The organism is Arthrobacter sp. THG-b23, assembly GCF_059091265.1.
Genome location: NZ_JBNHGM010000003.1, coordinates 105,234 through 125,223 on the forward strand (window position 1 = coordinate 105,234; position 19,990 = coordinate 125,223).

21 protein-coding genes are annotated in these 19,990 nt (G+C 66.6%); 10 read left to right on the forward strand and 11 right to left on the reverse strand.

The window, feature by feature from the left end; genetic code table 11:
• Nucleotides 1–73: 73 nt before the first annotated feature.
• Nucleotides 74–1,201, forward strand: a complete 1,128-nt coding sequence (locus tag AC5RVD_RS07345; protein ID WP_494126518.1) for a Gfo/Idh/MocA family protein — start codon at nucleotides 74–76, stop codon at nucleotides 1,199–1,201.
• A 127-nt stretch (nucleotides 1,202–1,328) separates the two neighbouring features.
• Here the strand turns inward: AC5RVD_RS07345 and AC5RVD_RS07350 are convergent, their stop codons facing one another.
• The 3 genes from AC5RVD_RS07350 to purH form a co-directional block, all read right to left on the reverse strand.
• The gene (locus tag AC5RVD_RS07350; RefSeq protein ID WP_494126519.1) at nucleotides 1,329–3,557 is read right to left on the reverse strand and encodes an NADP-dependent isocitrate dehydrogenase; all 2,229 of its coding nucleotides are present in this window, start codon (nucleotides 3,555–3,557) and stop codon (nucleotides 1,329–1,331) included.
• Between the two features lie 117 nt (nucleotides 3,558–3,674).
• Nucleotides 3,675–3,941 (reverse strand): hypothetical protein, encoded by a 267-nt coding sequence (locus tag AC5RVD_RS07355; protein ID WP_494126520.1) that lies wholly within the window; start codon nucleotides 3,939–3,941, stop codon nucleotides 3,675–3,677.
• Nucleotides 3,942–4,059: 118 nt separating this feature from the next.
• On the reverse strand, nucleotides 4,060–5,736 hold the full coding sequence (gene purH, locus AC5RVD_RS07360) for a bifunctional phosphoribosylaminoimidazolecarboxamide formyltransferase/IMP cyclohydrolase (RefSeq protein WP_494126521.1): 1,677 nt from the start codon (nucleotides 5,734–5,736) through the stop codon (nucleotides 4,060–4,062).
• A 131-nt stretch (nucleotides 5,737–5,867) separates the two neighbouring features.
• Here purH and AC5RVD_RS07365 point away from each other — a divergent pair, with 131 nt between their 5' ends.
• The 7 genes from AC5RVD_RS07365 to AC5RVD_RS07395 all read left to right on the forward strand — a co-directional run bounded on the left by AC5RVD_RS07365 (nucleotide 5,868) and on the right by AC5RVD_RS07395 (nucleotide 11,572).
• On the forward strand, nucleotides 5,868–6,674 hold the full coding sequence (locus AC5RVD_RS07365; RefSeq protein WP_494126522.1) for a hypothetical protein: 807 nt from the start codon (nucleotides 5,868–5,870) through the stop codon (nucleotides 6,672–6,674).
• Between the two features lie 95 nt (nucleotides 6,675–6,769).
• Nucleotides 6,770–8,416: an AAA family ATPase gene (locus tag AC5RVD_RS07370; RefSeq protein ID WP_494126523.1), complete on the forward strand. Its 1,647-nt coding sequence runs from the start codon at nucleotides 6,770–6,772 to the stop codon at nucleotides 8,414–8,416.
• 30 nt (nucleotides 8,417–8,446) lie between these two features.
• On the forward strand, nucleotides 8,447–8,659 hold the full coding sequence (locus AC5RVD_RS07375; protein WP_494126524.1) for a DUF2997 domain-containing protein: 213 nt from the start codon (nucleotides 8,447–8,449) through the stop codon (nucleotides 8,657–8,659).
• Nucleotides 8,640–9,449 carry a 4Fe-4S single cluster domain-containing protein gene (locus AC5RVD_RS07380; protein WP_494126525.1) on the forward strand — a complete coding sequence of 270 codons (810 nt, stop codon included), beginning with the start codon at nucleotides 8,640–8,642 and terminating at the stop codon, nucleotides 9,447–9,449. The genes AC5RVD_RS07375 and AC5RVD_RS07380 overlap by 20 nt, the downstream gene beginning before the upstream one ends.
• A complete protein-coding gene (locus AC5RVD_RS07385) occupies nucleotides 9,446–9,928 on the forward strand; it encodes a hypothetical protein (RefSeq protein WP_494126526.1) in 483 nt (160 codons plus the stop codon). Before AC5RVD_RS07380 ends, AC5RVD_RS07385 begins: the two co-directional genes overlap by 4 nt.
• Nucleotides 9,915–10,739, forward strand: a complete 825-nt coding sequence (locus AC5RVD_RS07390; protein WP_494126527.1) for a ComEA family DNA-binding protein — start codon at nucleotides 9,915–9,917, stop codon at nucleotides 10,737–10,739. Before AC5RVD_RS07385 ends, AC5RVD_RS07390 begins: the two co-directional genes overlap by 14 nt.
• Complete coding sequence (locus AC5RVD_RS07395) at nucleotides 10,739–11,572, forward strand: ComEA family DNA-binding protein (protein ID WP_494126528.1); 834 nt, start codon at nucleotides 10,739–10,741, stop codon at nucleotides 11,570–11,572. Before AC5RVD_RS07390 ends, AC5RVD_RS07395 begins: the two co-directional genes overlap by 1 nt.
• A gap of 118 nt (nucleotides 11,573–11,690) precedes the next feature.
• Here the strand turns inward: AC5RVD_RS07395 and AC5RVD_RS07400 are convergent, their stop codons facing one another.
• Nucleotides 11,691–12,068 (reverse strand): hypothetical protein, encoded by a 378-nt coding sequence (locus AC5RVD_RS07400; protein ID WP_494122559.1) that lies wholly within the window; start codon nucleotides 12,066–12,068, stop codon nucleotides 11,691–11,693.
• Between the two features lie 144 nt (nucleotides 12,069–12,212).
• Between AC5RVD_RS07400 and AC5RVD_RS07405 the strand changes: the two genes are divergently transcribed.
• Nucleotides 12,213–13,565: an MFS transporter gene (locus AC5RVD_RS07405; RefSeq protein ID WP_494126529.1), complete on the forward strand. Its 1,353-nt coding sequence runs from the start codon at nucleotides 12,213–12,215 to the stop codon at nucleotides 13,563–13,565.
• 90 nt (nucleotides 13,566–13,655) lie between these two features.
• Here AC5RVD_RS07405 and AC5RVD_RS07410 read toward each other — a convergent pair whose 3' ends face one another.
• The 4 genes from AC5RVD_RS07410 to purN form a co-directional block, all read right to left on the reverse strand.
• On the reverse strand, nucleotides 13,656–14,249 hold the full coding sequence (locus AC5RVD_RS07410) for a DUF6318 family protein (protein ID WP_494126530.1): 594 nt from the start codon (nucleotides 14,247–14,249) through the stop codon (nucleotides 13,656–13,658).
• A 147-nt stretch (nucleotides 14,250–14,396) separates the two neighbouring features.
• Nucleotides 14,397–15,344, reverse strand: a complete 948-nt coding sequence (locus AC5RVD_RS07415) for a hypothetical protein (protein ID WP_494126531.1) — start codon at nucleotides 15,342–15,344, stop codon at nucleotides 14,397–14,399.
• The gene (locus AC5RVD_RS07420) at nucleotides 15,341–16,000 is read right to left on the reverse strand and encodes a DUF6318 family protein (protein WP_494126532.1); all 660 of its coding nucleotides are present in this window, start codon (nucleotides 15,998–16,000) and stop codon (nucleotides 15,341–15,343) included. The genes AC5RVD_RS07415 and AC5RVD_RS07420 overlap by 4 nt, the downstream gene beginning before the upstream one ends.
• A 208-nt stretch (nucleotides 16,001–16,208) precedes the next feature.
• Nucleotides 16,209–16,766 (reverse strand): phosphoribosylglycinamide formyltransferase, encoded by a 558-nt coding sequence (purN, locus tag AC5RVD_RS07425; RefSeq protein WP_494126533.1) that lies wholly within the window; start codon nucleotides 16,764–16,766, stop codon nucleotides 16,209–16,211.
• Between the two features lie 41 nt (nucleotides 16,767–16,807).
• Here purN and AC5RVD_RS07430 point away from each other — a divergent pair, with 41 nt between their 5' ends.
• The gene (locus AC5RVD_RS07430; RefSeq protein WP_494126534.1) at nucleotides 16,808–17,218 is read left to right on the forward strand and encodes a hypothetical protein; all 411 of its coding nucleotides are present in this window, start codon (nucleotides 16,808–16,810) and stop codon (nucleotides 17,216–17,218) included.
• Nucleotides 17,219–17,220: 2 nt separating this feature from the next.
• Here the strand turns inward: AC5RVD_RS07430 and AC5RVD_RS07435 are convergent, their stop codons facing one another.
• The 3 genes from AC5RVD_RS07435 to AC5RVD_RS07445 form a co-directional block, all read right to left on the reverse strand.
• Nucleotides 17,221–18,522: a cell division protein PerM gene (locus tag AC5RVD_RS07435; protein WP_494126535.1), complete on the reverse strand. Its 1,302-nt coding sequence runs from the start codon at nucleotides 18,520–18,522 to the stop codon at nucleotides 17,221–17,223.
• A gap of 462 nt (nucleotides 18,523–18,984) precedes the next feature.
• Nucleotides 18,985–19,113: a hypothetical protein gene (locus tag AC5RVD_RS07440; RefSeq protein WP_493978854.1), complete on the reverse strand. Its 129-nt coding sequence runs from the start codon at nucleotides 19,111–19,113 to the stop codon at nucleotides 18,985–18,987.
• A 108-nt stretch (nucleotides 19,114–19,221) separates the two neighbouring features.
• Nucleotides 19,222–19,968: a sulfite exporter TauE/SafE family protein gene (locus AC5RVD_RS07445; RefSeq protein ID WP_494113173.1), complete on the reverse strand. Its 747-nt coding sequence runs from the start codon at nucleotides 19,966–19,968 to the stop codon at nucleotides 19,222–19,224.
• Nucleotides 19,969–19,990 lie beyond the last annotated feature (22 nt).

A 19,990-nucleotide genomic window follows, 5' to 3' on the forward strand; every position in this document is an offset into this window, starting at 1 on the left:
CCATTGATAGGTCCGCGCCGGTAGGGCCGCCGGACCCATGCGGGAGGGATGAGACAAAGGACAATCGGTTCCCATGGACGTTCCGGCCGCCGGCGGCCAAGATGGAGCCATGGCCCAACTGCCGTGGATCGTGACCCCGCCCTGCGCCCGGCCCGGCGCGCCGGATCCGCTCGAAGCCACCGGGCGGACGCTGCGCTGGGGCGTGGTTTCCACCGGGGCCGTCGCCACCCGCGTGACCGAGGACATCGCCCGGCTGGAGGATGCCGTGCTGCAGGCGGTCAGTTCCCGCAACCAGGCCAATGCGGTGGCCTTCCAGCGGCGTTTCGGCTTCGCCACCGCCTATTTCGACGGCGATGCCGGCAAGGGCTACGACCAGCTTTTCGCCGATCCGGACGTGGACGTGGTCTACGTGGCCACCCCGCACGGCCAGCACTTCGAGATCGCGGGACGGGCGCTGCGGGCCGGCAAGCATGTGCTGTGCGAAAAATCCCTGACCATCAACGCCCGGGAAGCCCTGGAGCTGACGGAACTGGCGGCCGCGCGGGGGCTGTTCCTGATGGAGGCGGTCTGGACGCGCTTTTTGCCGATCATCAACCGTGCGTGGGAGATTCTCGCGTCCGGCGAGCTCGGCGAGGCCCGCTGGGTGCAGGCTGACGTGGGATTCCCGGCCCTCTACGATCCGGCCGCCCGGCTTTGGAATCCGGCGGCCGGCGGTGGTGCCCTGTTGGATCTGGCCGTCTATCCCCTGACCTGGGCGCTCGGGGCGCTGGGCTTCCCGCAGACGGTCTCGGCCACTGGCTTCGTCAACGACGACGGCGTGGACGCCCAGAACGCCATGACGCTCAGCTATGGCTCGGGCGCCCAGGCGCAGCTGGCGTGTTCCCTGCAGGCCGCGTCACCGCGCACGGCCACCGTGGCCTGCACCGGCGGCTGGCTGAGGAGCAACGCGCCGCTGCACCATCCCACCGAGTTGGCGGTCGCACCGCATCTGGGCGAGCTCCGGGTGGAAACGTTTCCCAAAATTGGCCACGGCTACGTCTTTGAGCTGCGCGAAGTCACCCGCTGCGTCCAGTCCGGCCTGCAGCAGAGTCCCACCATGCCGTGGGCGGAAACCGTGGACACCATGCGGCTGTTCGACGGGGTCCGCGCCCAGCTGGGCGTCAGCTATGCCGCCGACCGGGCAGTGCAGGTGACGGACTGACCGGGACAGCAGCGGACTGGCCCGGACAGCACGACGGCGGCCGGCGCACCTTCCCGCAGGAGGTGCGCCGGCCGCCGTCGCCGTTATAACCGGGCGTGGCTGCTGCCGGACGGGTGCCCGGCGCCGCCTACTTCTCTTCGGTCAGGGTGGCCACCACGCGGTTCAGCGTGGCCGAGGGGCGCATGACCTCGGCGGCCTTGGCTGCGTCCGGCCGGTAGTAACCACGCAGGTCGACCGGGGACCCCTGCACGGCGTTGAGCTCGCCCACGATGGCGTCTTCGTTCTTGGCCAGCTCGGAGGCGACACCGGAGAAGGCCGCAGCAAGCTGGGCGTCCTCGCGCTGGTTGGCCAGTTCCTGCGCCCAGTACAGGGCCAGATAGAAGTGGCTGCCGCGGTTGTCCAACTCGCCTGCCTTGCGCTTGGGCGACTTGTTTTCCAGCAGGAACGTGCCCGTGGCGGCGTCCAGCGTGTCGGCCAGGATCTGCGCGCGGGCGTTGCCCGTGCTGGTGGCCAGGTGTTCGAAGGACACGGCCAGGGCCAGGAACTCGCCGAGGGAATCCCAGCGCAGGTGGTTCTCGGCCAGCAGCTGCTGGACGTGCTTCGGAGCGGAGCCGCCGGCACCGGTCTCGAACAGGCCGCCGCCGTTGATCAGCGGGACGATCGAGAGCATCTTGGCGCTGGTGCCGAGCTCCAGGATCGGGAACAGGTCCGTCAGGTAGTCGCGGAGCACGTTGCCGGTCACCGAGATGGTGTCCTCGCCCTTGCGGAGGCGCTCCAGGGTGAAGGCGGTGGCCTTCTCCGGGGCCATGATCTCGATCTGCAGGCCTTCGGTGTCGTGGTCCTTGAGGTACTCGTTCACCTTGGCGATCAGGTTGGCGTCGTGGGCGCGGGTTTCGTCCAGCCAGAACACGGCCGGGGTCTGGCTGGCGCGGGCGCGGGTCACGGCCAGCTTCACCCAATCGCGGATCGGCAGGTCCTTGGTCTGGCAGGCGCGCCAGATATCGTTCGGGAACACTTGGTGCTCGATCAGCACGCTGCCGGCTCCGTCCACCACCTGCACGGTGCCGGCGGTCTGGATCTCGAACGTCTTGTCGTGGCTGCCGTATTCTTCCGCCGCCTGGGCCATCAGGCCAACGTTGGGGACGGTGCCCATGGTGGTCGGGTCGTAGGCGCCGTTGGCGCGGCAGTCGTCGATGACCACCTGGTAGATCCCGGCGTAGGAGCTATCCGGCAGCACTGCCAGCGTGTCCGCTTCCTGGCCGTCCGGTCCCCACATGTGGCCGGAGGTGCGGATCATGGCCGGCATCGAGGCGTCCACGATCACGTCGGAGGGGACGTGGAGGTTGGTAATGCCCTTGTCGGAGTCCACCATGGCGATGGCCGGACCCTCGTCCAGGCCCTTGTCGATCAGCTCCTGGACTCCCTTGCGGTCTTCGGCGTCCAGCGCCGCCAGTCCGTTCAGGATGGCGGCCAGGCCGTTGTTCGGGCTGAGGCCGGCAGCGGCCAGCTTGTCGCCGTAGGCAGCGAACAGCTCGGAGAAGTAGGCCTTGACCACGTGGCCGAAGATGATCGGGTCGGAGACCTTCATCATGGTGGCCTTCAGGTGCGCGGAGAAGAGCACGCCTTCTTCCTTGGCGCGTGCCACTTGGTCGGCCAGGAATTCGTCCAGGGCGGCGGCGCGCATGACGGTGCCGTCGATGACCTCGCCGGCCTGCACCGGGAAGGCGTCCTTCAGGACCGTGACGGTACCGTCCTCGGCCACCAGCTGGATCTTGATCTTGTCGTCGGCCGGCATGACCACCGACTTCTCGTTGGAGCGGAAGTCGTCGGCGCCCATGGTGGCCACGTTCGTCTTGGAGTCGGCGGTCCAGGCGCCCATGCTGTGCGGGTTCTGGCGCGCGTAGTTCTTCACCGACAGGGGCGCGCGGCGGTCCGAGTTGCCCTCGCGCAGCACCGGGTTGACCGCGGAGCCCTTGATCTTGTCATAGCGGGCGCGGATGTCCTTCTCCTCGTCGGAGGACGGATCGTCCGGGTAGTCCGGCAGTGCGTAGCCGTGGCCCTGCAGCTCCTTGATGGCAGCCTTCAGCTGCGGCACGGAGGCGCTGATGTTCGGCAGCTTGATGATGTTGGCTTCCGGCTGCTTGGCCAGTTCGCCCAGCTCGGCCAAGGCGTCGCCGATGCGCTGCTCAGGGGTGAGGTAGTCGCCGAAGACGGCGATAATACGGCCAGCGAGCGAGATGTCGCGGGTCTCCACTTCCACACCGGCCGTGGAGGCGTAGGCCTCAACGATCGGCAAGAACGAATAGGTGGCCAGCATCGGCGCTTCGTCGGTGTGGGTATAGATAATCTTGGCCATGGGTGAGGCGTCTCCCTGCAAAAGTGGGTCTCTTTGGTTACTCAACTCCTCCAATTTACCCGAGGAGGGCCGCAGGGCGCCGGTTGAAGACGCCCGCGCTGCATTGGTTGGCGCGACCTAGAGGCCGGTACCCGGGCCGAAAACCTGCGAGCGATGGGCCGCGTTGCCCTGTTCCAGGTGCGTGTCCTTCAGGCCTCCGCCGGGCCGGGCCGCCTCGGCTTCGCGGGCCGCAGCATGCCGTTCGGCGGCTTCATAGGACCGGGTCTTGCGGAGCCGGGACGCTACAAAGTACGCCACTGCACCGGCCACGATGACCGCAACGATCACCCCGCCCAGCCAGATATCGGCCGTTTCCGCAGCCGGGGTAACCTGCATCGCCAGCATGGCTGCCTCCTTTAACCCACGGTGCCGGGCGCACCGGTTCCCTTGAACCTATGTGCCCGGCACCCTGCTGGCAAGGATTTCGCCGTTGATGCGCCTCCGCGCCCAGCGTGAGGAGCTGTCAGTGGAAGAAGTGGCGCGCTCCGGTGAAGTACATGGTGATGCCGGCAGCGTCGGCCGCTGCCACTACTTCTTCATCCCGGACTGAACCGCCGGGCTGTACTACCGCGCGGACGCCGGCGTCGATAAGGATCTGCAGGCCGTCGGCGAACGGAAAGAACGCGTCCGATGCCGCCACCGCGCCGCGGGCGCGCTCGGGCGCCCCGGCGCCCTGCACATTGGCCGCTCCCCCGGCCGCGTCGGCCCCGCCGTCGACCGCCACCCCGAGCGTATTGGCCCGCTCTACGGCCAGGCGGCAGGAATCCAGCCGGTTGACCTGGCCCATGCCGATGCCCACCGCGGCGCGGTTGGCCGCGACCAGGATGGCGTTGGACTTCGCCGCCCGCACAGCACGCCAAGCGAAGGCCAGATCCGCCAAGGTCGCCTCGTCGGCGGCCTCGCCGGCGGCCAGCGTCCAGTTCGCCGGGTCGTCGCCATCGGCGTCTATCCGGTCCGAGGCCTGCAGCAGCATGCCGCCGGAGACCTGCTTGTACTCGACCGTGTCCCGGGCAAAGCCGTCAGGCAGGACCAGCAGCCGGATGTTCTTCTTCTTCGACAGGATCTCGACGGCCTCCGGTTCGAAGCCCGGCGCGACAACCACCTCGGTGAAGATGTCCTTGACGGTATTGGCCATGCCGGCGGTCACCGTTCGGTTCGCGGCAATGACGCCGCCGAACGCGGACACGGGGTCGGTCGCATGGGCCTTCGCATGCGCATCCGCGATCGGATCGGCGGCGCCCGGGGAGGCGACGGCGATGCCGCAGGGATTCGCGTGCTTGACCACCGCGACGGCCGGCTCGGCGAAGTCGAAGGCCGCGCGCACGGCGGCGTCGGCGTCGACGTAATTGTTGAAGCTCATGGCCTTGCCGTGCAACTGCTCGGCCTGCGCGATGCCCGGCTCGGCGCCGGTTTCCGCATACAGCGCAGCGGCCTGGTGCGGGTTCTCGCCGTAGCGCAGCGACTCGGAGCGCTCCAGTGCAAGGCCGGCGTACGGCGGGAACTTCGGCGCCGCCTCGACGGTTTCGGCGTCGTCGCCGAACTGCTCCGCGGTCCATTTGGCCACGGCGGTGTCATAGGCTGCCGTGTGGGCGAAGGCCAAGGACGCCAGCCGGCGGCGGGTCTTCAGGTCGAATCCGCCGGAGTTAGCCGCCTCCACCACGTCCCCGTACTTGGCGGGATCCACCACGACCGCCACGGACGGGTGGTTCTTCGCGGCGGCCCGCACCATCGAGGGTCCGCCGATGTCGATCTGTTCGACGACGTCGTCCTGGCTGGCACCGGACTTCACGGTCTGCACGAACGGGTAGAGGTTGACCACCACCAGGTCGAACGGCTCGACGTCGAGCTCCTGGAGCTGCCGGACGTGGTCGTCCAGCCGGCGGTCGGCCAGGATGCCGGCGTGCACGCGCGGGTGCAGGGTCTTGACCCGGCCGTCCAGGCATTCGGGGAAGCCGGTGACCTCGGAGACCTCGGTGACCGGAACGCCCGCTGCGGCAATCTTCTTCGCCGTCGAGCCGGTGGACACTATGCCGACCCCGGCGGCGTGCAGGCCCTGCGCCAGCTCCTCCAGCCCGGTCTTGTCGTACACCGAGATCAACGCGCGGCGGATGGGAACACGGTCAAGCTGCTTCAGGCTCACACAAATCTCCAAGGAAGAATGGATTCGGGGATGGTCCAAGTCTAGCGTCGGGCTTTTGCCCGCCACCGAGTGTGAAGCGGATCCGCGGTGTGGGTAACCTCATGGGGACACGCAAAGGAGAACAGCACAACATGTCAGCACCGATGACTGAGGACGCGGCACTGCGGATCGGCCGTTTTTCGCTCGCGGTCTGGCTGCTGGGTCTCCTGGTTCTGTGCGGTGCCCTCGGCTTCGCCGTCCCCCGGCTGCTGCCGCACCTTTTCACCGCCGCCGCGGCCACGGGTGGCGACCCCGGTCCGGCGGCCGAACCCGCGGCAGGGACCGGTGCGGATCCGGCACCCGGCATCGGGGCAGCGACCGGTACGGCTTCGACGGCGGCCGAGGAGGGAACCCTGACGGAATCCGGCGGTCCCGGCAGCTATGCAGGTTCCCGCAACGCGGTCATCGGCTACCAGCGGCCGGCCGGCTACGACGGTCCGTTCGAAATCGTCATCGACAGCGGCACCGACGCCAGCGTAGCGGTGGACGACCCGGAGAACCCCGACTGGCCGATCCACTTCCTCTTCAACTCCGGCGACCGGAACGAACCCTCAGCATGGCTCTTGGCCACCGCGCGGGAAGAATTCAAGCTGCATGTCGAGGCGGACGGCGACTGGCAGCTTGAGGTCCGCCCGGTCGCCTACGCCGAACCGGAAGACGGTACGGTCGCCGGATCCGGCCCTGCCCTGGTGCGCTATGAAGGCGACGAGGTACTGGCCGAATTCACCTACACCGGTGAGGCCAACATCGCCGTCTACACCTGGCAGGAGTCACGTCGGAACCTGGTGGTCAACAAGATCGGCAGCAGCACCACAAGGTTCTCCTGGCAGCCGTACCCGGTGACGTATTTCCTAGTGGACACCAGCGAGGGCCGCTGGAGTTTGGACGTCGGCCGCTGAGGACCGCAACGAACCGCGGCCAAAGCGCTCAGGCGCCTCCAACTATGCCTAAAGTAGAGCCAGATCCCGATTCTGTTCCTTAAGGGGAGAGACCCATGTCTTTTGCTGAAACGCTTGACCAAGCGTTCAAGGCCCGCATCCCCGTGCTGTACGTCGAAAGCCATGAAGAAGCACGCGTGCACGCCGAGGTGCTTAAGTGCGCCGCCGCGCTGCGCACGCCGCGCCCCGTCTGGACGTGGAACGCCAGCAGCGGGCTCCTCTCCCCCAGCGACGGCCAGCAGTCCAACACCACGGCCCCGGCACGCGCCCTGGACCGGGTGCTCGGCGCGCACGATCCCGGCGTCTTCATCTTCTTCGACCTGCACGCCTACTTCGGCACCGACCAGCGCCCAGCGGACCCCGAGGTGGTCCGGAAAGTCCGCGAGGTCTCTGCCGCCTTCCGGCAAGGCAGCACCGGACGGGTGCTGATCATCGTCGCCCCGGTGCTGCGCATTCCGCCCGAGCTGGACAAGGCCGTCACGCTGGTCGACTTTCCGCTGCCCAGCCATGACGAGATTAAGGCCATGCTGGCGCACATGATCAGCCAGAATTCCGACGGCGGACGGATCAAGGTCACGCTGAGCGAAGCCGACCAGGAGAACATGGTCCAGGCGGCGCTCGGCCTGACCATGGCCGAAGCCGAGAACGCCTTCGCGCGCGCCATGGTCGACGACGGCGAACTGACCGCGCACGACGTCCAAGTGGTGCTGGACGAGAAGCGCCAGACCATCCGCAAGTCCGGACTGCTGGACTATGTGGACGTGAACATCAGCCTGGACGAAGTGGGCGGGCTGAACAACCTTAAGCGGTGGCTGGCCAAGCGCCAGGGGTCCTGGCTGGATGCCGCTGCCGACTTTGGCCTGCCCGCGCCCAAGGGCGTGCTGATTACCGGCGTGCCCGGCTGCGGCAAGTCCCTGACGGCCAAGGCAATGGCGTCGGCCTGGGGGCTGCCGCTGCTGCGGATGGACATCGGCCGGGTGTTCTCCGGCCTGGTCGGATCCAGCGAACAGAACATGCGCAACGCCATCGCCACCGCCGAGGCCATCTCGCCTGCGATCCTGTGGATCGACGAAATCGAGAAGGGTTTTTCCGGCACCAGCGGCGAGGGGGATTCGGGAACCTCCGCACGCGTCTTCGCCTCGTTCCTCACCTGGATGCAGGAGAAGCGCCATCCGGTCTTTGTGGTCGCCACCGCCAACAACATCGACCGGCTGCCCCCGGAGTTCATGCGCAAGGGCCGTTTCGACGAGATCTTTTTCGTCGATCTGCCCAGCGACGCCGAACGCCGGGCAATTTGGCAGATCCAGATGGCCGGCAAGAGCACCGCCGCCAACCAGCTGGGCGCCGTCGCCAACGATCAGGCCGCCGTCGAGCTCCTCACCGCTGCCTCGGAAAACTATTCCGGCGCAGAAATCGAACAGGCTGTCGTCGCCGCACTGTTCGACGCCTACGCCGAAGACCGCCCAATCCGCCTGGACGACCTGCAGCGGGCCGTCTCCAACATGATTCCGTTGGCCATCACGCAGGCAGAGGAAGTCGGTGCCATCCGGCAGTGGGCTGCCTTGCGGGCCGTCGGTGCCACCGGCAGCGAGGATCTGGACGCCGCCTCCGAACAGCCGGTCGATCCGGCGCAATCCGCCGGAGCCGTGCCCGCCGCGGCCTCCGGGCATCCGGTACGCGGCGGCCGCACCGTGGACTTCTAGACAAACATTCGACTCCTCGAAGGAAAAGCTATGGACCAGCAACAACTGATTGTCACGGTCAGCCCCGACGGCGCGGTATCGGCCGAGACGCGCAACATCTTCGGCGCCGAGTGCCTGGACTACATCACGGTTTTGGAGGATCTCTTGGAGGCCGAGAGCGTCTCCAGTTCCTACACCGAGGACTTTAACCGCACCGCCGCCACCACCAGCGACTACGTCCACAATGAGTCAGCAGAGCGGTAGCCCCGGAGCGCCCGGGCAGCCGGGCGGCCCGGTCCTGTTGCCCCGCATCAACAACGGCTCCGCTCCGGCGCCGGCCGATGCCGGACTCATCCGTCACGCGCGGTTCCTCCCGGCCACCGAGGCCGAGGGGCCGGGCCGGCGCGCCGCCCTCTGGCTGCAAGGCTGTTCCATCCGGTGCCCCGGGTGCTTCAATCCCCACCTCTGGGCCGCCCGCGGCGCAGAGCTCGTCCCGACCGGGCAATTCGCCGCCGACCTCGTCGACCAGGCGGTGGCCGCGGGGGCCGAGGGCCTGACCCTGCTGGGAGGCGAACCCTTCGAACAGGCGGCGGCCAGCGCCGTCGTCGCGCGCGCCTTCCAAGCGGCCGGCCTGTCCGTGATGACATTCACGGGCTACCTGCACCGTGACCTGCGGCGTTGGGCCACGGACCGCGAAGACATCGCCGGCCTGCTGGCTGCCACCGACCTGCTGGCCGACGGACCGTACCTGCGGGACCAGCCGGAACTGCACCGGCCATGGATCGGTTCCACCAACCAGGGCCTGACCGCGCTGACCGGCCGCTACCGCGACCTGCTGGAGGACATCGCGGCCCAACCGGACCGGATCGAAATCCGGGTCGCGGCCGACGGCACCATCGGCCTGAACGGCTGGGCCACCGACGACCAACTGGACGCTCTGCTGGCGGACCTCGGCGCCCGGGCCGACCGCCCGCGTGCCGACCGCCGCCCGCCCGCCCCCGCCACCATGCCCCGTCCGGTTCCGGCCGGCGCTCAACGAGGAGAAATTCCATGAGTGTTTCCGTTCTACTCATCCCCGCGGCCATCGCCGCCGTCGCTACCTTTAACGCCGCCCTCGCGGGCAGGGCCGAGAGCCGTGCCTCGGACACGGTGCCGGAGGTCGAAGCCGTGCCCCAGATCCAGGTGGGCACCCGGATGCGGGACCTAAACCTGCTGCAGGCTGCCCTGGAAGACACGCAGGCCAAGGTCGCGCGTGTCACCAAGGTTTCCATCGACGCCGCCTGGGCAGACGTGGCGGCGGTCTTCGAACGCGACGCCGACGGCATCTGGCAGGTCCACTTCAGCGGCGAGGACATCGACCGGCGCCGCGCGGCCCAGATTGTCCAGGCCATCGACGCGGCCTACGCCCGGCGGGTCCAGCAGGCGGTCGTGGAGAAGCTGCGGGAGCGCGCGCACACCGCGGGCTTGGAGCTAGCGTCGGAAACCGTGGAGGAAGACCAGAGCGTCACCATGGTCCTGAATGTCCGCCGCTGAGCATCCCGCCGCGCTCTCGGGCCGGACCGGAACGCCGCCGGTCCTCTGGCTGGGCGTCGCCAGCCTGTGGCTGCTGCTGCCGCTGTTCGGCGTCGGGGTCATGGGCTGGGCCGGGTTCTTGATCATCGGCCTGCTGGCGCGCCGCGCTGCCTGGATGTCCGCCGGCGGCTTCTACCTGGCGGCGCTGCTGGTTTCGCTGTTCATGAACGAAGAAGCCGGCCCCACCGCCCGCCTCCTGCTCTGGGCCATCAGCTCACTGCATGCGCTGGGCATCAATCCGGCCTGGCTACGCAACCGCTGGGCCCAGGCGTCCCGCTCCTCCGGCAGCGCGTGGACGGCCCTCGTCCGCCGGACCCCAGCGGACAGCGCCATGGACAGCACGACGGCGATGCCCACCGCCCGGGCACTCTTCCGCCGTCGACCCCGCACCGCCGCCCCGCTCCCTGCAGGAACAACCCCCGCCCCTGTGGGTGCCGCCGCCGAGCTCCTCAACGATCCCCGGCTCGACGCCGCCAGTTTTTACGCGGGCACCAGCAATTCGGGAGCCGGCACGTTTTCCGCGCCGTCGGCCGAGCCGGTGGACGTGAACACTGCGCCGGCGGCGGCCCTGCAGAAGCTGCCCGGGATCAGCAGGCACAAGGCGCGCAAGGCCGTGCGGTTGCGCCAGGAGCGCGGCCCCTTCCGAACCGTGGCGGACTTCGTCGCCGCGCTGGACGTGCCCAGACCAGAGCAGGCAAGGCTGAACCGGCTGGTGGTCTGCAAACTTCCGCCGGCCAAACCGGTTCCTTTCGGAAGGTCGGTGGATTACTGATGTCATCGGCCCAATCGAGCCTGAAGTGGAATCTGCGCCAGAGCCTCTGGCTGCTGGTCCCCTTGGGAACCTTCGGGTTCCTGGGCGGGGCTGCCCTGCTGGTGGTCGGTTCACGGGCGGGGCGGCCGCTGTGGTGGATCCTCGGCTTGGTCCACCTCACCCTCACGGGCGTGGCCATGGCCCTGGTTGACGGCACCGGAGTGCAGGAAGAAATCGCAACGTGGCTGCTCCTGACATGCTGGCTGGCCGGCAGCAGCTTCGCCGTGGCCATCAATCCCGAGTACCTGCGGTTCAAGTGGGACCGCGACCGCGGCGCGGCCCGTCCTTCCCGCACCACGGGGGCAACCACGCGGTCGCGCTCCGGTAGCCAACTGAACCCCCGCGGACGGTCGCGCAACCGGTCCGGCCCGGGCAGCCCCAGGTCGGCGCCCCGTAGCCGTGCCGGTACCCGCAACGGCGTCCCGGCCCCCGGAGCTGGCACTTCCGGGGGGTCCCGTGCGGCCGGCCGGGGCCAGAGAGCCCCTGCCGGAGCACCAGCCCGGCAGGCTGCGGCTCCGGCGGTTGCCTCACGGACGAAGGCCGAGGCGGCGCTCGAACCGGTTGACGTTAATGCGGCCACCGCCCGCGAGCTCGAAACGCTGCCCGGATTCTCGCGTGCGCTTGCGAGGAAGGCGGTCCAGGTCAGGGAGGAGCGCGGCGGGTTCACCTCGGAACAGGACTTCGCCGCCGCCCTGGACCTGCCACCGCACGTGTTCCAGCGGCTGCGCAGCCGCATCTCCTGCGGACGCCTGCCGCAGGCGCCGCCGTCGTTCGGGCGGGTGGTGGATTACTGAGGCCGGCGAGCCACGGCCGGCCCGGGATACAGACGGCCCGGGTACGGCCGGCTCTAGCTGGGGTCAGGACCCGGTGTAGGGAAAACCTCCGGGACCGGCCGACTTCTGGTCCTCCCCGTCAGTCAGCACTCTGAGCGCTCGGGGCCGAAGCTGCGGACTGAGCCGACACGGGCGAGGGAGCGCTCTGAGCGGAGACCGGGCTGGCGGGCGACTGGGCGGATACCGGTGACGGCGCGCTCTGGGCCGACACCGGACTGGCCGGGCTCTGGGCCGTAACCGCGGACGCCGCGGTCTTCACATCCTGCTGCTCCAGGTTCACCGCCGCCGGGGACACGCTGGTATTCACGACGGGGGCAGCAGCCGATGCTTCCGATGCTTGGACGATGCCCGGTCCCAGATCCTGGCTTCCGAAGCCGGAGTCCGCGACGGCGGCTCCGGCACCGATTGCCATGACGCCCAGAGTTCCGGTTGCGATCCACAGAGTGCGCTTGTTCATGTTGCTGCCTTCCATCGTGCGGTGAGGTGCTGATGACTCAACCATGCACGCCCAACGTGAGACGTTCAGGAGAACTCGATGAGAACGTTCTCATCTGCCGCTCGCGACTAAAGTATCCATAGCAACTCCCCAGGAAGGCCACGAATGACGCAGACCGCGCACCTGCCCACCGGCGACCAAATCGTCCAGGAGCTCCCCTGGCGCTGGCGGGTGCAGGGCAAGATCTTCCTGCTTGGCGGCCTCGGCTTCATGTTTGACGCCTGGGACGTCACGCTCAACGGCGTCCTGATCCCGCTGCTGTCTGACCATTGGGACCTCGTTCCGGCCCAGGCCGCCTGGATCGGCACCGCGAACCTGATCGGCATGGCCCTGGGCGCCTTCATCTGGGGATCGATTGCGGACATCATCGGCCGTAAAACGGCGTTTGCCGCCACGTTGCTGGTCTTCTCAATCTTTACGGTCCTCGGAGCCTTCGCCCCGGACATTGTCTGGTTCTGCGTTTTCCGGTTCATTGCCGGCTTCGGACTTGGGGGTTGCGTTCCCGTGGACTATGCGCTGGTCGGCGAATTCACGCCGCGGCGCCTTCGCGGGCGCGTCCTCACTGCCATGGACGGCTGGTGGCCGGTCGGGGCCGCACTCTGCGGTGTCGTCTCGGCCCTCATCATGGCCACCGTGGCCGATTGGCGCTTCACCATGCTGATCATGGTTTTGCCTGCGCTGCTGGTGTTCTGGGTCCGCCGGTCGGTGCCTGAATCCCCGCTCTATCTGGTGAGCCGGGGCCGAACGGCGGAGGCCGAGCAGGTCATCAACAGCATGATCCAGCGAACCGGCGCGACCGTTCGTGAATGGCGGCTGCCTGAACCCAGCGAAGCGCCGCGGTTGTCGGCCGGCAACGTCATGGCGCAGTTCCGCGCAGTCTGGAAATTCAACTGGAAAATTACGACGGCGGCGTGGGCCTTGTTCTTCAGCATCCTGCTGGTCTACTACCTGGCCCTGACCTGGATGCCGATCATCCTCATCGACGCCGGGTTCGCCGCGGCGCGGGCGTTCCTGACCACGGCCGGCATGGCCGCCGTCGGGCTGGTGGGCGTCGTCATCGCCGCCTACTTCGTCGAGAAGACCGGGCGGAAGTGGATCCTCGCCATCACCGGGCCGTTGTCCGCACTGATGCTGGTCGCCGTTGCACTCACGATCGATGTCCCCCCGGCGGTTGTGACTCTGCTGCTGGCCTACGGCATGGTCGTGCAGATTGCTATCCCGGTGCTGTACACCTACGTCTCCGAGCTCTACCCCACCGAGCTGCGCGGGTCGGGCTTCGGCTGGGCATCGACGTTCTCCCGCGTTGGCGCGGGGTTCGGCCCGCTCATCTTCGCCTCGGTCATGTGGCCCTACCTGGGGCTGGCCTGGTCGTTCGCCATCGCCGGAGTCCTGGTGCTGCTCGCCGTGTTGTGGATGGCGCGCTTCTCGCCCGAGACCAAAGGCGCCGAGCTTCTTTAGTGCCTGCGATTGCCGGCACGGTCCGCAGACGCAAAGCGCCCTCCCGTCAGCAGGCGGAAGGGCGCACGCGCATTGGACGTGTCCGGGTTTTTACTCGGGGATCGCGGCGTCCGGCGTCTCTTCGACCGACACCATCGACCACGCGCCGTCGGCGTAGTTGGCAGTCACCGTCAGAGTGGTTCCGTCCGAATCCCATTTCTTGGTCTCGACGGTCTGGCCGTCCTTGTCCAAGGTGGTGCGGGCATCTTCCATGAACGGAACCACGGCGCTCAGGTTGCCCTCGTCGTCCTTGGACTCATCCAACGCCACCACGTTCAGAGCCTTCGGCTGCCCGCCGGCAATCCAGCCACCGTCGGCGTAAACAGCCTCGAGGGCGTCAGCCTCGGCCATGCAGCTTGCGCAATCCGCGGCAACTTCGCGCATCAGGTCCGCTTCACCGGTCTGGACCACGTAATTCTTGGCGTCGAAGTAGTAGTACGTGAAGGACGCCAGGCCTTCGGCGGTGTCTTGGGCCATCCGATCGTTCTTCTCCGGAGTCCGCACATTCTGCGCCGGTGCTTCGGTGGTAGCCGCCACCGGCTTGTTGCTTTCGGCTGGCTTGTCAGCGCCGGCTTCGCTGCCGCAGCCGACAAGTGCAACTGCTGCCGCGGCCAACACAGCACCCGACATCATCAACTTCTTCATGGTCTCCCCTGGGATTACGGTGTGATGGTGCCGACTGCTGCGTCTCGGCGGCGTCAGCACCGTCACATACCCTATCCCCGGGCTGACCCGAAAATCTGAAAAAAGTGCTTCAGGTGTTGCAGATCACAGCGCCTTAATGATCCATAACTAACAGCCCGCGCCCTCGGGATTCTCAAGGCAGTTATCCGCATAGTTATTGACCACAGAGCGCCAGACGCTGAGGTCAACTGGATCGCTGGCTACCTGCGCCTGGCCTGCAATCGTTATCCAGTCCGAACCATTAATTGAGTATTCACCTCTGTACGCGGTCGTCAACGAGACTTGTACGTCGCCGGTTTTTGTATAGCGATGGCTTGTAGCAGTTTTCTCGCCCACCCGCTCTGCAGGCAGCGGGCCCCCTGGTTGATCTGTCGGCCCCATAGAAGTCCCGTCTCCGTAGTGCCAGGTGTACGAAGTGGGAATCGCCCGAACGATGACATCGTGGCCATCGATTTCCTCGTTAAAGGTCTGTTCGTTCGGGCTCGCATAGATGTTGGTTTCGGCTCCGACCAAGGTGTGCGGAACAGGCTCAACGACTAGTCTCGATGGAGCAATAGGCAATCGGCGGAAGAAGTCAATCGTGACGACTGGTAGCGCATCGTTGCCATCTACAAGCACCCCCAATGGCTGATCCGAATACTGACAGACAGTTCTTCCCGTATCCCTCCACTGCGGGGGACTTTGGCCAGCCGGCGCTTCAAGAATCCGCATAAGAGTCCCGTCGGTGCCAACTGAACAGTTGGAGTTGATAAGGAGGCATTCGACTGAGACATCTACAAGATTTGGAATACACACGGGTTCGAGCTTGCGCTGTGGTAACTCAAGTAGTGCGCCTGAATCGATTGGCTGTGCAACTTGTTTCGGGCTGCGTGGGGACTCTCCTGTTACCGTCTTTTCAGCTTTCAGGACAATGTCCCTCTCTACGAAATCGCCACCAATTGGGGGCATTTCAACGTCACTAGACCAAGATGTCTGTGTGCCACTTATAACGAGGAGAAGGACGATGGCGGGGGCAGCCAATCCCCTTCTAAGAAGCGCGCAGAGATTGTGTTTCATTGACCAGCGCCCTCAGGACGAGTGAGATCGATCATTTGCCACGCACCGTTTTGGTATTTCACTTCAGGAATCCACAACGATGGTTCAGCAATACCATCAGACTCTCCTTGAATTGTGCCCTCGGAATAATAGACGAGAGGTTCTTGAGTGAGGAAAATGTAGGGGGCATACCCACCATCGACGGTCTCCACGTAACGATCCTCCACTTTCGTTACTTCCAGAGATCCACCGACAATCCATCTGTCCTCGGTCGTCCACGCAGCGATGTCATTAGTCACCGCTTTGCATAGCGCGCAGTCTGGACCCGTTATTGATTCGATCCGTTCTAAATCGCCTGTCTCATAGGCATAGGACATGGCTTCAAACCAGTAGGAAATGAAGGCCTCCAAGCCTTGCTGGGACTTCAACGAGGCTTCACTCGGCATTTCTGGCACAGGCACGTTCTCTGCCGGCCCTTCTTCGGAGGCGGGCTTGTACGTCGGTGTGGGAACGGAGCTCGCTATTGCGGCAGGAGAAGTAGCGGGTTGCGGCGGATCGGAGGGCTCGGCTCCGGCAGGGCCGGTGCAGCCTGTGAGGGCTAGGGCTGCCCCTGCGAGAAGCGGGGCGATGATACGGGTGGCGCGCGTTGTTACTGAGAGCGGTAGCTGCTGGCTCACTCAGACCCCCGTGCTGGTCGGGCTAGACGCTAGGTGCGAGCCAGTCTAACCAGACGCCTCAGCGGATGCGGAGGTTTTCCACAGGTTTCGTCTGCAGCAGGTCAAAACCTCCGGCTTCCCTTGACAGCGGCACGTCCATTCGGCGGTGTGCAAGGAAAAGCGAGCCCGCGCCCAGTGGCGAGGCACCGGCGTCGTTGTTCAGCTGGGGCTAGGCCAGCTTGGCGAGGGTCTCCACCAGAAGTTGGCGTTCCTCCACCTTGATCCGCTCGTGGAGGGATTCCTCTGTGTCGTCGTCGAGCACCGGCACTGCCGCCTGGGCGAGGATGGGTCCGGTGTCGACACCGGAATCGACCAAATGTACCGTCACGCCGGTGATCTTGACGCCGTGGGCCAGGGCATCGCGCACGCCGTGGGCGCCGGGGAAAGAGGGCAACAGCGCCGGGTGGGTATTGACCAACCGGCCCTCGAAGCGGGCGACGAATCCGGCGTCGAGGATCCGCATGAACCCTGCCAGCAGCACCACATCCGGTTGGAAGGCCGCGGCGGCTTCTTCCAAGGCCCGGTTCCACTCCGGCCTGGTGGCGAAGTCTGCGGGAGCCACGGTGAACGTCTCAATGCCCGCCGCGGCGGCACGTTCCAGGCCGCGGCAGCCGGGCACGTCGCTGCCCACAGCAACGATCTCGGCATCCAAACGGCCGGTGCCGATAGCGTCGATAACGGCCTGAAGATTGGTGCCGGAACCGGAAACGAGGACCACGATGCGCATGGAAGCAACTTTATGCGTCCCTCTCGCCTAGGCTTAAACCCATGCTTCAGAACACGCGCCCGGCGCCGACCGAGGAACAGACCAAGTCCGCGGGGCTTTTCATCCGTGTGCTGCTGCTGTTACTGGCTTCCACCTTCCTGGCAACGGCGCTCCCGCTCCCCTGGAAGGCCGTGGCTCCCGTGCTGGCCGTGGCAAGCGTCGTGGTGGCCGTGGTGGGATTGGTCAAAGCGGTCCGCGCCGGTCTGCCGGGCTCGCTCCGGCTTACCTATGTGCTGGGCATCGGCGCGGGCGGATTCTTCCTGCTGACCACGCTGGCGCAGGTGCTCTTCTGGCCGCTGACCGCCGATTTCGAGGCTTGCAACCAGATGGCTGTCACGCAATCCGCCCGCGAAGAATGCCTGGCCGCCTACGAGGACAAGCTGCTGAACCTGGACGATCTGCTGAACCGGTAGTTTTACTTCCGGCTGCGGGACTTGGCCGGTTCGCGTTCCAGCCAGGGGGCCACCGCGTAGCCGAGCATCGTTCCCACCGCGACCTCGCCCCCTACCCAGAGGGCGGTCCAGAGCGGATCCGGTCCGATCTCCGTCAACCGCCCGATGCCCAGCGAACCGTTGGACAGCCACACCAACCCGGCTGCCGCGGCCCCGGCAACAGACCCGACGAACAGGCCCAGGACCACTGTGGATCCGGATGCGGTGAACCAGCGGGCTTGGATCTTGATGGAGAGCCATTCGTCGAAATGGTTCTCGCCCTCGCGCAGGAACCACCATCCGGCCAGCACCCCGGCGAGCACGGGCAAGGCCAGGGCGGCGAGTCCGTAGGTCAGCTCGCCGGTAGGCAGCGCACCCAGTACTGGAAACGCTGGCATCGGGCCCACCGTGGTGGCCAGCGGCCCGATGGAACTGCCGGATCCGATAGCGAAACCGGCCCCCGAGGACCATGCCAGCGTCCACACCACGAAATTCGGGACCAGCCCAAGCTGCGCCACCGTCAGCACGGCACCGCCGATAATGCCCGCGCCGAGCTGTTCGTAAATCTCCACCATTTCGGCCCAGTGCAGGCCGAGATCCACGGCGAGCAGCAGTGCCGAGAGTGACACCGCGGCCGTTACCGCCAGCAGTCCCGCGCGAACGGCTGCCCAGACGTAAGACCCGGCCCAGCGTGAGTGCTGGCTGGTACGTGCCACCCATGCTGCCGCATCCACGCCGATCAACCGCCCCCAGGACCCCGCCTCCCGGTACGCGCCGACGATCAGCCCGGCACCGGCGGGCAACAGCGGGATGAGCGCGCCGGCCAGAGTGGAGATATTCACTTCGTCCGTGCGCACCATGTAGGCGGTTGCGCCTCCCGCCGCAGCGTACGTTCCCAGCGCACCGACCAGCGCCTGCCAGAGCTGGTCGGTATAGGACGCCCGTGCCAGCCGCCGGCCGGCGCGCCAGGACAGAAAGAACGGGACGAGCATGAGTCCCAGCGGCACCAGCGATAACGTGCCGCGCAGCGTTTCCGCCGAACTGGGGCCGGTCTGGATGGCCAGTTCCAGCGGGACGCCGTGGATCAGCAGCCACGCCTGGCCACCGAGCCGGGCGAGCGAATCGAAGCTGCGGTCGTCGAAACCGTCCGCGAACCACACACCGACCAGCGGCAGCAGCACCAGGATGGCCGAGAGCAGGGCGCACTGAAAGAACTCGAAGACACCCTGCAGCCACAGGGGCATCGGCAGTCCGGCCTGACCGTCCGGTCGCGACGTGAGTTTCATTGCTTCTATGGTGCCAGTCCGGCTGCCCTTGCCCGTTCAGCGACTCGGTGCCGTGGCCATCGGCACACCCCCAGCGGCCGCCGACGATGCCGACGCCACCGGCGTCGGCCCTGTTGGCAGCGGCCGTTGCTTGGCACCGGGCGCTGCTTGGCGGCGGGCGTCGACGTGGCTTCGGCAAAAAAGCTCGATTGCGTCGGGATACTCGGGCTGCTTTTCATACAGTGCTGGAAAGATAGAATGGGCGGCCGGATGACATTGAGATCAATCCGGCCGCCCGGCAGGCGGATATTCGCTCAACGGAAATTCAACGCAGGAAAACAAATTCCGCGGACTCTTTCCGTGGCTCCGCCAGTCTGCAAGAACCGTGTTCCCGCGGTTCTTCCGGACCCGCTGGTCCGCGCCCCTCGAACGGCAGCCCCGCATCGCGCTGCCGTTTGCACGGACCCTGGCGGTTCCGGCGTGCTAGCGCTTGCGGCGCTTGGGAACGGTTTCGTTCTCCAAGACCGCCTTTTCGCGCTTTTCGGCACGCTTTTCTTTAATGCTTCTGCCTTGCTTCTTGGCACTCTCGCGTGACGGCGTTTTTCCTGACATTCGTGCTCCTCTTTCTCAAGCGGGATGTCTTGCTAAAGACCATACCCGCTTTGGGAAATAAAGCCAGCCCCGATTTCCAGCCGGAAAAAATACCGGAAAGCGCCACATTCAGGCCAGCAGGTCCGCCAGCCCCTTGGCCAGCGCACCGGCTGCTCCCAAAAAGGCGAGCACGACAACAGCGGTCCTGGCGTGCTCGTCCCGCAGCCGCCGGCCGAGCCGTTCGCCGGCAACGATGCCCATGATGATCGAGAGCACAATCACCGCCCACATCCACCACCGCAGGTGTGGCACGCTGCCCGGGTCCACCGCCAGCTTGGCGCCGACGGTAATGAGGCACAGCTGAAGGAAGAACGGTTGCAGCGTCGCCGCGAACCGGCGCGGCGGCCAGTGGGACAGAATGGCGTACGCGCTGACGGTCGGGCCGCCCACGCCGGCGAGCGCGTTGGTCAACCCGGAGCCGAAACCCGCGAGCACCTTGGGCAGCTGCCCGGAAACGGTGACTTGGGCGCGGCCCAACGCCACGGCGACGGCCAGCCCGGCCATCACCACGCCGCCCACGACGGCGGACAGCACTGCGGGCGGGACCTGCACCGCGAACCAGGAGCCCAGAACCGTGCCGGCGGCGGCAGGGACGGACAGCCACAGCAACAGGGTCCAATCGATCTCCTGCCAGACCCGGGGCACAATCAGTCCGCACGAGACGACGGCGCAGATGTTGATCATCATGATGCCCTCGTGCGGCCCGAGCAGGATCGCCAGGATCGGTGCCACCAGCAGCGCGAACCCGATGCCCGCGATGCGCTGGGCCACCGAACCGAAGAAGATTGCGCCGGTGATCAGCGCCAGGAGTCCCATGGTCACCCGACCACCCTCCCAG